At 35.3% G+C, this 14,320-nt stretch carries 16 protein-coding genes; 5 read left to right on the top strand and 11 right to left on the bottom strand.

Annotated elements, in window-relative coordinates; translation table 11 throughout:
• The first annotated feature begins 86 nt into the window (after window positions 1–86).
• Window positions 87–797, top strand: coding sequence for a glycerophosphodiester phosphodiesterase (locus WKT09_RS10880; protein ID WP_340416053.1), 711 nt, complete (start codon window positions 87–89; stop codon window positions 795–797).
• Between the two features lie 113 nt (window positions 798–910).
• Here the strand turns inward: WKT09_RS10880 and nagB are convergent, their stop codons facing one another.
• Window positions 911–1,624, bottom strand: coding sequence for a glucosamine-6-phosphate deaminase (nagB, locus tag WKT09_RS10875; protein ID WP_340416052.1), 714 nt, complete (start codon window positions 1,622–1,624; stop codon window positions 911–913).
• Between the two features lie 202 nt (window positions 1,625–1,826).
• Between nagB and WKT09_RS10870 the strand changes: the two genes are divergently transcribed.
• Window positions 1,827–2,804 (top strand): glycoside hydrolase family 3 N-terminal domain-containing protein, encoded by a 978-nt coding sequence (locus WKT09_RS10870; protein WP_340416051.1) that lies wholly within the window; start codon window positions 1,827–1,829, stop codon window positions 2,802–2,804.
• Between the two features lie 732 nt (window positions 2,805–3,536).
• Here WKT09_RS10870 and WKT09_RS10865 read toward each other — a convergent pair.
• From WKT09_RS10865 to WKT09_RS10840, 6 genes are all read right to left on the bottom strand, one after another.
• Entirely contained in the window at window positions 3,537–4,259 is a 723-nt protein-coding gene (locus WKT09_RS10865) for an amino acid ABC transporter ATP-binding protein (RefSeq protein WP_340416050.1), read from the bottom strand.
• A complete protein-coding gene (locus tag WKT09_RS10860; protein WP_336268208.1) occupies window positions 4,259–4,900 on the bottom strand; it encodes an amino acid ABC transporter permease in 642 nt (213 codons plus the stop codon). Before WKT09_RS10860 ends, WKT09_RS10865 begins: the two co-directional genes overlap by 1 nt.
• A 91-nt stretch (window positions 4,901–4,991) precedes the next feature.
• Entirely contained in the window at window positions 4,992–5,801 is an 810-nt protein-coding gene (locus WKT09_RS10855) for a transporter substrate-binding domain-containing protein (protein WP_340416049.1), read from the bottom strand.
• 155 nt (window positions 5,802–5,956) lie between these two features.
• Window positions 5,957–6,679, bottom strand: coding sequence for an amino acid ABC transporter ATP-binding protein (locus WKT09_RS10850; RefSeq protein ID WP_340416048.1), 723 nt, complete (start codon window positions 6,677–6,679; stop codon window positions 5,957–5,959).
• A gap of 16 nt (window positions 6,680–6,695) precedes the next feature.
• Window positions 6,696–7,403 (bottom strand): amino acid ABC transporter permease, encoded by a 708-nt coding sequence (locus WKT09_RS10845; protein ID WP_340416047.1) that lies wholly within the window; start codon window positions 7,401–7,403, stop codon window positions 6,696–6,698.
• A gap of 93 nt (window positions 7,404–7,496) precedes the next feature.
• Window positions 7,497–8,303 (bottom strand): basic amino acid ABC transporter substrate-binding protein, encoded by an 807-nt coding sequence (locus WKT09_RS10840; RefSeq protein WP_340416046.1) that lies wholly within the window; start codon window positions 8,301–8,303, stop codon window positions 7,497–7,499.
• A 424-nt stretch (window positions 8,304–8,727) separates the two neighbouring features.
• Between WKT09_RS10840 and WKT09_RS10835 the strand changes: the two genes are divergently transcribed.
• From WKT09_RS10835 to WKT09_RS10825, 3 genes are read left to right on the top strand one after another with little or no spacing between them, the layout of a single operon-like run.
• On the top strand, window positions 8,728–9,921 hold the full coding sequence (locus WKT09_RS10835; RefSeq protein WP_340416045.1) for an MBL fold metallo-hydrolase: 1,194 nt from the start codon (window positions 8,728–8,730) through the stop codon (window positions 9,919–9,921).
• 4 nt (window positions 9,922–9,925) lie between these two features.
• On the top strand, window positions 9,926–10,183 hold the full coding sequence (locus tag WKT09_RS10830; protein ID WP_340416044.1) for a DUF3006 domain-containing protein: 258 nt from the start codon (window positions 9,926–9,928) through the stop codon (window positions 10,181–10,183).
• Between the two features lie 22 nt (window positions 10,184–10,205).
• On the top strand, window positions 10,206–10,805 hold the full coding sequence (locus tag WKT09_RS10825; protein WP_340416043.1) for a class I SAM-dependent methyltransferase: 600 nt from the start codon (window positions 10,206–10,208) through the stop codon (window positions 10,803–10,805).
• Between the two features lie 98 nt (window positions 10,806–10,903).
• On the opposite strand, the gene WKT09_RS10820 is transcribed toward WKT09_RS10825, so the two are convergent.
• The 4 genes from WKT09_RS10820 to WKT09_RS10805 form a co-directional block, all read right to left on the bottom strand.
• Entirely contained in the window at window positions 10,904–11,863 is a 960-nt protein-coding gene (locus tag WKT09_RS10820; RefSeq protein WP_340416042.1) for an MBL fold metallo-hydrolase, read from the bottom strand.
• A complete protein-coding gene (locus WKT09_RS10815; protein ID WP_340416041.1) occupies window positions 11,853–13,403 on the bottom strand; it encodes a PH domain-containing protein in 1,551 nt (516 codons plus the stop codon). The genes WKT09_RS10820 and WKT09_RS10815 overlap by 11 nt, the downstream gene beginning before the upstream one ends.
• Entirely contained in the window at window positions 13,393–13,872 is a 480-nt protein-coding gene (locus WKT09_RS10810) for a PH domain-containing protein (RefSeq protein ID WP_340416040.1), read from the bottom strand. The genes WKT09_RS10815 and WKT09_RS10810 overlap by 11 nt, the downstream gene beginning before the upstream one ends.
• Window positions 13,873–14,081: 209 nt before the next feature.
• A partial coding sequence (locus tag WKT09_RS10805; protein ID WP_340416039.1) for a hypothetical protein occupies window positions 14,082–14,320 on the bottom strand: 239 nt, incomplete at its 5' end.

Here is a 14,320-nt window from a genome sequence, read left to right as displayed (position 1 = left end):
ACACAGTTTTTCTTCATTTTTGGTACAATATAGGTAAATAATTGATATTTTTTTATTTCAAACTTTCGAAAGGTTGTGACATATATATGAAAATTATCGCACACCGAGGTGCCTCTAAATTTGCACCAGAAAATACAATCGCTTCATTTAAAAAAGCTATTGAATTACAAGCAGATGCAATCGAGTTAGATGTCCGATTAACAAAAGATGGGGAGCTTGTTTTAAGTCATGATTCTACCATCAAACGACTAACCAACAAAAAAGGATTCGTACATAATTATACGTTAAAACAATTAAAATCCTTTGATTTCGGGAGTAAATTTTCTAAAAAATTCAAAGGAGAAAAAATTGCGACATTCGATGAAGCGCTCCAATTATTAAAACAAACAGAGATAACACTACATATCGAATTAAAAAACGGTCCTGTCATGATGCCTCATTTAGAAGAAAAAGTATTGCAACTCGTCTCCAATTATCATATGGAAGATCGTGTTATTTACTCTTCATTTGACCATAAAAGTTTGCAACAATTGTACAGGCTTGATCCGAATGTGAAACTTAGTGTCTTGTTTTTCGGTAATTTAGTCGATCCATTTTATTATATCGATCACCTTTCTTTTCCATTATACGGGATTCATCCGAATCATTTTTATGTCACAGAACAAATGGTACAAGAAGCAAAAAAACGTCATTTACAAACGAACGTCTATACAGTAAATGACATTGATTTTGCTACACATTATAAAAATATCGGTGTGGATGGATTAATTACGAACAACCCTTCCATCTTCAAATAAAAGTTCGGCACAAATTTAAAAAAGGAACATGAAACACGAATCTTCTCTCGATAAAATGCAGTACATTTTTGAATGGAAAGTAATCGATTCGTGTTTCAAAAGCCTTATTTCTTTTACACATCTAAATCCGTAATAATCGTAACATTAGGATGCTTTTGTAAAATGGACGCCGGAACTTCTTCCGTTACCTCGCCATAAAGTACTTCTTTTAAAATCTCTCTCTTGCGTTCCCCTTGAACTAAAAGCATTATTTGCTTCGCATCCATAATCGTACCAAGTCCCATTGTTAATGCCTCTGTCGGTACTTCATCAATCGAATCAAAAAATCTTGCATTCACTTCTCGTGTATTTTCCGTCAACGTAACGATATGTGTCCGAGATTCAAATGGAGTTCCCGGTTCATTAAAGCCGATATGTCCATTCTCTCCAATCCCTAAAACTAAAAAGTCTAAATTTCCTGCCTCTTGTATATGCTTTTCATATGTTATACATTCCGCATCAAGGTCCTCTGCTAAGCCATTCGGCAAAAATGTATTCCTTCTATTTGTATCCACATGATCATATAATTTATGTTGCATATAATAACGATAGCTTGCTGGATGGTCTGGAGCTAAGCCAACATACTCATCTAAATTAAATGCTATTGCATCTTTAAATGATATGTCTCCATTTTGATAACTTTCAATTAATAATTTATACATTCCTTCTGGTGTGGATCCTGTCGCCAATCCTAAAATAGGTGCCGTCGTATTTTGTAAAACATCTACAAACATATCTTTCGCTTTTATGCTTAATGCTTCTTTGTTTTCAACTTTTATAATATTCATTTTTCCACCTCAAACAGTCTATAAATCAACTCTTATTTACACCGTATTTTATCATACAGAAGTACTAAATGACTAATGAGAAGTTAATATTTTTCATGACACTTTTGTGAATCGCTTACATATATTGAAAATTGTCAGAAAATTAGATATGATGACTATACAAAGAAGTGCTCATACTTATTAATTAAAGGAGCGTTTACCTATGACTACTGACAACGCTATAACGATAGAAGAAAAAATTGGACAACTTTGTTTTGTACGTTTTGATGAAAACCATATAAACGAAAATATTATCCATTTAGTATCAAACTACCATATCGGTGGTGTCTTATTAACGAATGAACTATTTGAAAAACCTAAACAAGTACATCATATAACAGATTATTTACAACGTTATGCAGGTGTTGGAAGGCCTTTATTCATCGGGATAGAAGGAGCAGAACACCCACTAACATTAACTGGGATGACACAACCAATTCCACATAATATGATGGAACAATTAAATAATCGTTTATACACAAAACAGCAAGCAGAATTGTACGGGAAAGAATTACGTGCGGTTGGAATTAATACAATTATTGCACCAAATGTGCGGTTTGATGATGATGCCAAACCATTTGTTGATCTGTTCCGTCCGAAAATGCAACATGCGATTGCAGCAATAGAAGGATATAAAAAAGCGATTGTACTGTCTATCCCAAATGTTGATGCGATCATGGAAAATATTTCCATATTGAATGCTTCAAACAAGGGACGAATACGCTTATATGTAGATAAGCTGTTAAAAAATACTTCTGCACTTTTTCTGCAAGGGGATTCCATCCACTTTAAAAATAATCTTGCATTGTTAAGGGAAACGTTCGGATTTGACGGTTTAATCGTTGCCAACTTCCACTCTACAACTGTGACAGCAAATGAACTAATCGAAGCGCTACAAGACGGAGTAGATGCTTTTGTCATACATGATAATTATGAAAAACAATTAATACTGTTGAACGAACTTATCGAACAAGCGAAAGCCGGCGCCATATTAGAAACTCGTTTGGAAAATGCAGTTCATAGATTGCTAGAATTAAAACAATCGGACGGATTTGGAACAATTTATCCTTACGACCGTGATGCATTTCGTCAACGAATGTATGTGCAGCTAATAGAAACTGCGAACCATTTGCATAAATAAACTATAATTCGTTAAAAGAACACGGTGATCGTGACCGGAATGCGGATATATGCTATAATTCCGCAAGTGTTTGCGGAAATCGCGATGAACTTGCGGATATATCCAGTAATTACGCAAGTGTTCATGATAAATGCATTGAACTTGCGGATATATACTATAATTACGCAAGTGTTCACGGAAATCACGATGAACTTGCGGATATATACTATAATTCCGCAAGTGTTCACGAAAATCGCGATGAACTTGCGGATATATGCAATAATTACGCAAGTGTTCATGATAATCGCTATGAACTTGCGGATATATACCATAATTCCGCAAAGAATCACGGAAATCACGACGAACTTGCGGATATATGCTACAATTACGCAAGTGTTCACGGAAATCGCGATGAACTTGCGGATATATCCAGTAATTCCGCAAGTGTTCACGAAAATCGCGACGAACTTGCGGATATATGCTACAATTACGCAAGTGTTCACGGAAATCACGACGAACTTGCGGATATATACCATAATTCCGCAAAGAATCACGGAAATCGCGATGAACTTGCGAATATAAACTTCAATTCCGCAAGTATTCACGAAAAACACAACGAACTTGCGGATATATGCTACAATTACGCAAAAATTCGTTCTCAATGCCATCGCACATGCTTTTGTTCCTTCATATTAATTCCTTATCAAAAACACCATCGCAAAATAGACGATGGTGTTTTCTGGTGTCCGTTTCTTATAAAATTTTACTTAAAAATGATTGAAGTCGTTCGCTTTTCGGTTGTTCAAAAATAACTTCTGGATCTCCTTCTTCCATCACAATTCCTTCATCAATGAAAATTACACGATCGCCAACCTCGCGTGCAAAACCCATCTCGTGTGTGACGACAACCATCGTCATACCTTCTTGTGCTAATTCTTTCATTACAGCAAGTACTTCTCCTACCAACTCAGGGTCTAATGCTGATGTTGGTTCATCGAATAACATTACTTTCGGATTCATCGCAAGCGCTCTAGATATTGCTACACGCTGTTTTTGTCCACCTGACAAACTACTAGGATATGCATTCGCTTTATCCGACAAGCCGACTTTAGCAAGTAATTCCTTCGCTTTTTGTTCCGCTTCCTCTTGAGATTGACCGAGTACTTTCAACGGTCCAAGGGTAATGTTTTCAAGCACTGTTTTATGGGGAAATAAATTAAAATGTTGAAATACCATGCCAACTTTCGATCGTACTTTTGGTACATTCGTTTGTGGGTCCGTTATTTCTTCCCCATCAATCGTAATCGAACCAGATGTTACGTCCTCTAATAAATTTAAACAACGCAAAAAGGTACTTTTCCCTGAGCCTGATGGTCCGATGACACATACGACTTCTTGTGGTTTTATTTTATTGGAAATCCCTTTAAGTACTTCGTGATTTCCAAATGATTTATGTAAATTATCTACTGTAATCATTATACATCAAGCTTCCTCTCTATACGTCTTAAAATAATACTAGCAGGAATCGTAATAGCTAAATAAAATAGCGCGACCATTAAAAATGGTTCGAAATATGTAAAGGTTGAATTCGCATACGCGCGCCCTTCATATAATAATTCCCCAACCGCAATCGCTGAGAATAATGACGTATCTTTTAAACTAATAATAAATTGGTTCCCTAATGGGGGTATCATCCTTCTTAAAGCTTGTGGCCAAATAATGTACCACATGGTTTGAGATTTTGTTAGACCGATAGAATCCCCAGCTTCAAACTGTCCTTTATCGATAGACTCGACACCACCACGAACAATTTCCGCAATATATGCACCAGCATTTACGGCGATTGCAATAATCGATGCGGTAATTTTGTCTAAGTTTATATCTAATAAATCCGACAATCCAAAGTAAATAAATAATATTTGTACTAAAATGGGTGTTCCACGAATTACTTCTACATAGACAGTGGAAATACCGAATATAAGTTTGTTTTTAGATATTCTACCTAAACCTGCAAATGCACCAATGACAAAACCGATGGAGATCCCGACAACGGTTATAATAAATGTATATTTTAATCCTTGTAATAAGCTAGGTAAAACATTTATAATGTGCTCCACTGTTATACACCACCTTCATCTGTTATATTTCGACAGAAAAAAGAGGTCGGACAATGATTGAAAATAGACATGTCCCAACCTCTTCTCCTTTTTACGTACCTTCTGGTCTTTCTCCAAACCATTCTTCATAAATATCATCATATGTGCCATTCTCTTTTAATGTCTGTAATGCATCATTAAATTGATCTCTCAATTCGGAATCTTTAGGGAATGCAATACCATAATCTTCCCCTGTTAATTTTTCACCGACAGTAACTAACTTATTGTCTGCCTCTTTTTCGGAATAGAATAGTACGTTCGGTAAGTCATATAATACCGCATCTGCACGGCCTGCTAGGACATTTTGATATCCTTCAATGATTTGTGGGAATGCTTCCACTTTCGCATCTGTATTTTCTTTTAAGTATGTTTCAGACGTAGAACCTGTACGAGTGGCAACCGTTTTGCCATCTACATCATCAATGGATTGAATCTCATCATTGTCATCTGTAACAGCTAAAATTAATCCAGCCTCATAGTACGGATCTGTAAAATCAATCGATTTTTCACGTTCTTCTGTAATAGTCATTCCAGCGATCGCAATATCGAACTTACCAGAACTAATTCCAGCTACGATTCCATCGAACTCTAATGTTTCAAATTCGATTTCTACGCCTACTTCCTCTGCAAGCGCTTCAATTAAATCGATATCAAATCCGATTAAATCGCCTGATTCTTCATCAATGTACTCAAATGGTACATAACCATTGTCTGTTGCTACGACATATGTATCTTTGTCGCCTCCACCACTGTTACTATTTGCAGTGTCATTTGCATTACTATTCGCGTCATTGTTGCCACCACAAGCAACTAAAACGGCTACCATGATTCCTAGTAAAATAGATAAACCTATTTTTTTCATAATTAGCCCCCTATTTGTTTATTAAAAGTTATTATAGCACAATTACGTATGAATAAAAGAAATTTTCTGTAAATTCCAACAAATCTTGTCATCACATTCCTCTATAAACTAGCGTAATGATGTTGTTTTTATCCCTTTTAAAAAAATCTTATTTTTTATAAAACTTTTCCTAAAAATGCTTTCGTCCGCTCATTTTTTGGTGCTTGAAAAATTTCTTCTGGTGTTCCTTCTTCGGCTAAATAGCCACCATCAATAAATAACACACGGTCTGCTACTTCTCTAGCAAACCCCATTTCATGTGTGACGATAATCATCGTCATTCCTTCTTCCGCTAACTCTCGCATTACATCTAATACTTCTTTTACCATCTCTGGATCTAAGGCAGATGTCGGCTCATCAAATAACATAATAGTTGGTTTCATTGCTAACGCCCTTGCAATTGCAACTCGTTGCATTTGTCCACCAGAAAGTTGTTCTGGATAATTATATGCTTTATCAGATAAACCTACTTTTTCTAATAATTCAAATGCTAGTCGTTCCGCTTCCATCTCACCTATTTTTTTAATTTGGCGTGGTGCAATCGTAATATTTTGAAGTACTGTCATATGAGGAAATAAATTAAATTGTTGAAACACCATCCCTACATTCGTTCGTAGTTCATTAATATTTGTCTGTGGATCATTCACTTTTACCCCATCAATATAAATCGCGCCATCTGTTATTTCTTCTAGCAAATTGATACAACGAAGAAACGTACTTTTTCCGGAACCACTTGCACCGATGACACAAATCACTTCTTTTTCTTTAATGTTATAATCTATTCCCTTTAACACTTCCAGCTCTCCATATGATTTTTTTAAGCCTGTAATTTTTATCATTTTTTTCACCTACCTATCATCGATGGCTTAATTTCCGCTTCTTTTTTGGTACATAACTCGTACTGTATCGTTTTTCTACATACGTTACGATTTTCGTTACACCCCATGTTAAACATAAATATAAAATTGCCGCAAAAATATATGGCTCCCACGGCCTAAAAGTTGCTCCTTGCACTACTTTCGCAGCGAATAAAATATCATTTGCTGCAATGACTGTCACTAAGGAGGAATCTTTTAATAAAGCAATCAATTCATTCCCTAATGGTGGCACCATTCTTCTCAATGCTTGTGGTAAAATTATATGTTTCATTGCCATACCATGTGGCATTCCTAATGAACGAGCCGCTTCCATTTGTCCTTTCTCTAACGATTGGATTCCAGCACGAATAATTTCTGCTGTATACGCACCACAGTTTAACGAAAGTGCAAGAATACCAGATACGAAGAATCCTAATGATTTCCCGAAAATGGTCGGAATAACTGCTAAATGAATAAGTAATATTTGCACTAATAATGGTGTACCACGAAAAAAGTCGATATATAATTTACTCGGATAATAAAATATTTTTCGTTTTGACATCTTTCCTATCCCAAAAATTAGACCAAGTATAATACCAATTGTATAACTAATCACTGTCAATGCTATAGTGACACCGACACCACGAATAAATAATTCACGATAGTTCCATATGACATCTAAACGAATATTGTCTAATATTTCCATTATATGCACCCCTACCGATCATCAATAATGAAACAAAAGAGCTAGGTTAACCAGAGAATGAACAAATTGCCTCTCTGTCCTAGCTCTCTTATGTCACTCTACTTCAATTCCTGTAATTTCTTCTAACTTTCCACTATCTTTAATCTTTTGAATCCCTTCATTCAGTAATTCGCGTAATTCGTCATTTCCCTTTTTCACCATCAAACCATAATATTCTTTTTCAAAACTGTCATCTTCCACTGTTTTTAAATCTACATCTGGATTATTTTTTAAATATTCATTGACGGTCGAGTTGTCTCCAACAGATGCTTCCGCATTGCCATTTAGCATTTCACTAATCGCAAGAGGCATCGATTCTGTTGCAACAATATTTGGACTCGTCTCTCCTAATAACTCTTGTACAACAATATGTCCTGTCGTACTCATTTGCGCAGATACTTTTTTATCTTTTAAATCATCAAAACTTGTTACATCGCTATCTTCTGGCACTAAAATAAGTTGATTAGCAATATAGTACGGGTCTGTGAAGTCAAATTCTTTTTCTCTTTCCTCTGTAATCGTAATCGAAGAAACCGCAAAATCTACTTCCCCGTTGTTTACAGCAGGAAATAACGGATCCCAACCGATATTTTTATACTCCACTTCAAAGCCCATTTCTTCTGCAATTGCATCGACTATTTCGATATCAATCCCAACAATTTCCCCAGCATCATCGATATATTCCATCGGTGCATATGCGGCATCTGTTCCGACAACATACGTATTTTCATCACTTCCTCCACCGTTATTGTCTGCATCCGTGTTTGCGCTTTCATTGTTGCCGTTGCCACAAGCCATTAATAATAATGCCAAACTTCCTAATAAACATACAAAAATATAAATACGAAAACTTCGCTTCACTTTTATATCCCCCTTTTTATTTTGTTATATAACAACTAATTGATAAAGAAATCGTTAGTTAAAATTATTATACTTGAATAATGATTTCTCTTCAAATAATATTTTAAATTTTCAGATTTCAATATCTCCTTCGAATCAAAATTTACTCTATGTTTGGAAATGTATACACTGTTATACCATAGTTTTCTGTATAAGTTTATGAATGTTTCTATGGAGCCAATAAATGTATGACTTGCTCCCTTACATTTCAGCCGTATTCTATAGTTTACACCCCTCACCAAATTTTTAGCACCGATCAGCAAAATTTTTCGTAACGTAATTTTATACAAAACATATACATTTTTACATCTTCTTTTCTGGAATTCTCGTAATCATTTTGTTACGCTTAAAGATGCACATTTTTTACATAGTAGGAGAAGACAACATGTATAGAAAAATTATTATGACACTACTCATGGCAATTTTATTAATCGCTTGCACAAATGACGTAGTAACGAACGAAAACGAAAGTAATAACGAAAACAATGTACCTATGGAACAAAATGAACAAAAAGAAATTGCTGAAAGTAACATGAGTAAGAAAGAAAAAACATCTACGCAATCAGATAAAAAAGCTCAAAAACTCGATGATTTAACTGTTCACTATATAGATGTTGGTCAAGGAGATGCAACATTATTTCAAATAAAAGATACAGATGAAACGTATCACATTTTATATGACACGGGAGATTGGAAAGGAAATGAAGTCGTTCCTTATTTAAAAGATCAAAAGGTCGATTATATCGATATCATTATAATTAGCCATCCACATGCAGACCATATCGGTCAATTACATAAAGTATTAGATCAATTTGACGTCGGGGAAGTATGGATGTCAAGTAATACTACACAATCGGAAGTTTATAATAAAGCAGTAGAAGCGATTGTGAATAGTGACGCAGATTTTGATGAGCCTAAAGCAGGAGATGTATTTGATATCGGCCCATTGCAATTAACCATTTTACATCCAGCTAATGTAACGGGAAAATTAAATGAAGATTCTATTTCATTCCACGCACAATATGGTGATATATCCTTTTTATTTACGGGAGATGCTTCAAAAACAGAAGAAAAGTTGATGTTAGAAAATGACTTACCTGTAGAGGCGACTGTTTTACAATTAGGACATCATGGTTCCAATACATCTAGTGATCCTAAGTTTGTGGAAGAAGTAAACCCTGAAATCGCTATTTACAGTGCGGGGATCGATAATAAATATGGTCATCCCCATGAAGAAGTCATCGATCTATTTGCAACCAAGGATATTCCTTTATATGGAACAGATACTTATGGAAACATCGTGATCAAAACGGATGGGAAAACATATGAAGTGGATAAAGGAAAGAAAAAGAAACAAAAGCAAACTGAAAAAGAAAAGAAAAAAGCTGCCTGTATTAATATCAATGATGCTTCAAAGGAAGAATTAATGGAAATTATTCATATTGGAGATGCGAGAGCAGTTGCCTTAATCGAGCACCGTCCATATACGTCTGTAGAAGACTTATCTATCATTGATGGAATTGGTCCAGGAAGAATTTCTGATATAATAGAAGAAGGGAAAGCATGTATAGAGGAGTGATAATATGTTCGGTATATTAGATCGGTTTGAAGATCAATTAGCTGTCATTTTAATTGAATCCGTTGAAAAGGAGCACATTGTTGACAAAGCTACCTTACCTGAAGGAAGTGATATCGGGACGGTTTTTAATGTGGAGAAAATGGAAGAAACATTTTCCATCCTATCAATTAATATCGAGGAAACGGAGAATAGAAAACAAAGAGCTCAACAAGCCTTACATGCATTACATAAAAAGAAAAAAAGAAGTAAATTTAAACGTTGAACGATTATAAAGGAGTGAAAACATGCCAAAAAATAAATGGGACGAACAATTTCAACAAAATAAATATACATACGGAAAAGAAGTAAATAAGTTTATTAAAAGTAAATGTGATTTATTTCCAGATAACAGTAATATTGCTTGTTTTGCAGAAGGCGAAGGAAGGAATGCTGTTTATTTAGCAAAATTAGGCCATGATGTTACGGCATATGATTTATCATCAGTTGGATTAGAACATGCCTCGATATTAGCGAAGGAAAATGGGGTATCGATTCAAACCGTGGAAGCCGATTTAATTGATATGAAGTTGGATCGTAATAAATATGATGGTGGTATCATGGTGTTTGGACATGTTCATGATGCTAACCAGAAGCAGTTTATTAACAATATGATCCATGCAATTAAACCTGGTGGCTATTTCATTTTTGAAGTATATTCCAAAGCACAAATCGATTATGATACAGGTGGACCTGGACTCGTCGATATGTTGTATGATCCAAAGGTTATCTTAGATATTATCCACCCACATAAATGTGTTCATTTTTATTATGGAGAAGCAAATCGTATGGAAGGATATCGTCATACAGGCGTTGGCCATGTCATTCAAGTTGTCATTCAAAAATAATGTGTGAAACAAACACGAGTAAAAAGTAAGAAGCACGATAAAGATGATACGTTGACCGTACAAAACCTATCGTCTTACGTGCTTCTTACTCTATCTTCTTATGTTAGTGACTGATAAATGTATACTCCACTTTCTATTGTCCGCTCACATCTACCTTCATGACGAACATATTCCATATGTGCAACAGCCTCACCAATCGCAAATTGATAATCATACACAGATAACTCATACGGAAATAGAATATCACACATATCAAAAACCGTTATCCCATTTTTCATTGCATCATACGTTTTCTCGATCCGTTCTTCGTGATGTGTCCAAATCTCATCTATTCGCGTATACACATCCTCAAATGGTTCTCCATGTGATGGAATTACATATGAAATATCAAGCTTTTTTATTTTTTCTAAGGAAGTCTTATACGATAACAAGGGATTTTTCTCCCCATAAAACCAGTACGCAATATTCGGAGTGATTTTCGGTAAAACATGATCGGTCGATAATAATACTTTTGTTTCCGGTTCATATAAACAGACGAGCCCCTCTGCATGTCCAGGTGTTGCAATGATATCATACGTATAATCCCCTATGTTAATCGTTTCTCCATCTCGTAAAAACTGGTGAACATTCGGAGTTGGCTCCACAATATTTGTCGTCTTTCGTATCAATTGAATAATTTTTTCCGTCATTTGCTCTGGTACGGCGAAAGTATGATAATCTCGTTGCAATAACGGAATTGCTTCTTCTTTCCATATAGTTTGCATTGCTTTTGCATCGATTTCTGACATATAGACAGGTGCATTTGTTTGTTTTTGTAGAACACCAGCATAGCCTGTATGGTCGGGATGTAGATGTGTTAATATAATTTTCTCTACATCCTTTCCGGGCAATTTTTCTTGCCATATTTTTTTCGCTTGTTCGTCATGTAAACCAGTATCAATTAGCGTATATCCCGTAGCACCTTTTACTAAAAAACAATGGACATGGTCTAATCGAAATGGCAATGGAATCGTAATTTTTTGTATCCCTAATTTCTCGAATATTACTTCATTCTTCACAAAGCATATCCCCCTCTATCTGTCTTTCCTCTCTTACTACTGATTGTTGATAAGAAAACCATTCCGCTAACTCCATGGCATCCTCTATTTCCATATGTGAAACCGTATAATGTGTCCCTAAACCACTAGAACCAATTAAAGATAAATGAACACTCATTAATCCATCTTTCTTTTGCCATGGATGTGCGGTTAGTTTAAGTGATTGTATACGACGTTTGTACGTCATTACAGTTACTCTATCAAATAAACGGCGAATTTGAAATGTAAGGCTTTTTCCTTCTGTTTGTACACGAACATCTTTATAACCCATATTTCCATACCAACCTAATAAAACAGCGAGTAAGGACGGAATCCACGCGAACGATGGGAAGAAATATAGTAAACCACAGAAAATGATCATTGGAAAAAGAAGTTGTTTAACGATAAAGTATTTCCGACTTCGATTTGGTAAACGTATCGCATCTTGCTGTAATTCAATAACATGGTCTTCCATAAACGTTTGCAAAAATTGGGGCACTTCTTTTTTATGGATTAAAGGAAATAATACTGGAAATGCTTCTGTCCGATCAAAAGAGCCTCCCGCAACAACTGCATATACCTTTACATAACCGAGCGGTTGTCGAATCAAACTTTGTTCCAAACCGATCGCCTGAATTCGATCAAAAGGAATCGTCAGTTCTTTCGTTTCGATTAATCCACGTTTAATAAATAATTCTTTCTCTCTTTTTTCAATTGTAAAGTTGCCGTATTTAATCATCGTTCCGGCAATACCTAATACCCATAATCCAACTAAAAGAAGACAAATAGCCACGACAAGAAAGATGATACTTAACGTCACAACAAATTGAAATGTTTTGTTTAACGCTGATGTAGGAATTACTTGTTCTAGTTGCGGGCCGAAAGCTAACACGGCAAGTATCATAAATCCGATACTTCCGGAAGTAGAGCCTGCGATAAATAAATTTTTCCACGTCACTTTTTTCGTCGAAAGTATTGTCTCTTCCTCTTTATTTCCTGTTGAAGGTTTTTCTTTCGAATCTGTTTGAGATTTTCCTTTTTGAATTACATTTCGTAAGGCGGTTGCATCCGTTACTTTTACTGCACTTAATGCAACTTCTGCTCCCCCACTACTACTAGCCGTATCTATTTGCATATTTGTCAATTTGAAAAGTCGGTGTATCAAGTTCGCGGTCATATCAATTTTATGGATACGGTGAAATGAAATAAATCGTTTCTTACGGATGAAAACACCTTGCTCTATCCTCAATTCATTTTCATACACATAATACGTAAATTTCCACCATGATAACATACTATATCCGATCAAAAATAAGATGAAAGCCCCACCGAAAAGTAAAAATGCAATAAAAGATTCTTTCATCGTAACGATAAAACCAATCCCTAAACCAAATACCGTTTCTTTCAGTGCAAGTGTAAACCGAAAAATAATGGCTGCTGGGTGTAAACGACGTCGTTTGGTAAATGAATGACCATTATGTATTGGTGCAGTTGTCTCTGTTTCATCATGCTTATACGTCATAATCATCGACCCTCGCTAATGTGGAAATTTTATCACGTAAATCTTCTGCATCCGCACCATTCAATGCTGGTATATAATGTGTTGTTGCAGCAGTTGAGATAGATACCGTCGCTAAGTCATACTTCTTTAAAATTGGACCTTGTTCTGTATCAACATGTTGTACTCGTATCATCGGGATCAATGTTCGTTTGACAATTAAAATTCCGTGCTGAATATAAATTTCTTGCTCAAAAATTTCATAACGCCATCTTTTATAACGCAATGTTGGAATGAGTATGATGAATACGTAAATCGCCATTAGCCCCAAAACAACAGTTATAAAGGTATATAGGTAAGGAAATGAAAATATAAATGTTATAATGCCCCATGCAATAATAAACATCCAAAAAATAATGACATATATTGCCGCATGAATTCTCCAAACTTTGACAGCGTCCTGCGCAATTTCATGTAATGGTTGTTCTCTCACGATAGTTCCCTCCAGTTCCTTTAGTTTATCATACAAATAAATGGCACATCATCATTTTATAAAAAGATTACTAACTATAATATGTTACATCCGAGGTACATGTCTGTTTTAAAAACAAAATAAAAAACGGTATGATTCAACATAACCGTTTTATCGTTGGAATTCATTTTATTTTAGTATGTCTATTTTATCTCATATCCATCGAATTTTTATGATGAGACAGTAAAGGTCCAGACGACGAACATCATACTAATGATCCCCCACATTGTAGCTCCCACTAACCACCAAATTACTGGTTTCGTTACCCTTTGTTTCAGTTCTAAATTTTGTTCGTGCTCGATCGCTAAGGCAATTCTTTTTTCCATACTCTTTTTCATCGACATAAGTACAATAAATCCTACTACGGTAAAACTTGTCATTACCCAAAATAAAAAAGTCACTTTTAAAC

The organism is Pseudogracilibacillus sp. ICA-222130, assembly GCF_037892545.1.
Lineage (GTDB): Bacteria > Bacillota > Bacilli > Bacillales > Amphibacillaceae > Pseudogracilibacillus.
The sequence above is the reverse complement of the archived record's forward strand: the minus strand, read 5'-3'. Positions and strand labels throughout refer to the sequence as shown.

What these genes read in the sequence shown, in the direction of transcription:
- WKT09_RS10870 (WP_340416051.1), top strand. Translation starts at nt 1,827, where the DNA reads ATGACTACTGACAACGCTATAACGATAGAAGAAAAAATTGGACAACTT.
- WKT09_RS10835 (WP_340416045.1), top strand. Translation starts at nt 8,728, where the DNA reads ATGTATAGAAAAATTATTATGACACTACTCATGGCAATTTTATTAATC.
- WKT09_RS10880 (WP_340416053.1), top strand. Translation starts at nt 87, where the DNA reads ATGAAAATTATCGCACACCGAGGTGCCTCTAAATTTGCACCAGAAAAT.
- WKT09_RS10865 (WP_340416050.1), bottom strand. Translation starts at nt 4,259, where the DNA reads ATGATTACAGTAGATAATTTACATAAATCATTTGGAAATCACGAAGTA.
- WKT09_RS10825 (WP_340416043.1), top strand. Translation starts at nt 10,206, where the DNA reads ATGCCAAAAAATAAATGGGACGAACAATTTCAACAAAATAAATATACA.
- WKT09_RS10830 (WP_340416044.1), top strand. Translation starts at nt 9,926, where the DNA reads ATGTTCGGTATATTAGATCGGTTTGAAGATCAATTAGCTGTCATTTTA.
- WKT09_RS10850 (WP_340416048.1), bottom strand. Translation starts at nt 6,679, where the DNA reads ATGATAAAAATTACAGGCTTAAAAAAATCATATGGAGAGCTGGAAGTG.
- WKT09_RS10855 (WP_340416049.1), bottom strand. Translation starts at nt 5,801, where the DNA reads ATGAAAAAAATAGGTTTATCTATTTTACTAGGAATCATGGTAGCCGTT.
- WKT09_RS10845 (WP_340416047.1), bottom strand. Translation starts at nt 7,403, where the DNA reads ATGGAAATATTAGACAATATTCGTTTAGATGTCATATGGAACTATCGT.
- WKT09_RS10815 (WP_340416041.1), bottom strand. Translation starts at nt 13,403, where the DNA reads ATGACGTATAAGCATGATGAAACAGAGACAACTGCACCAATACATAAT.
- nagB (WP_340416052.1), bottom strand. Translation starts at nt 1,624, where the DNA reads ATGAATATTATAAAAGTTGAAAACAAAGAAGCATTAAGCATAAAAGCG.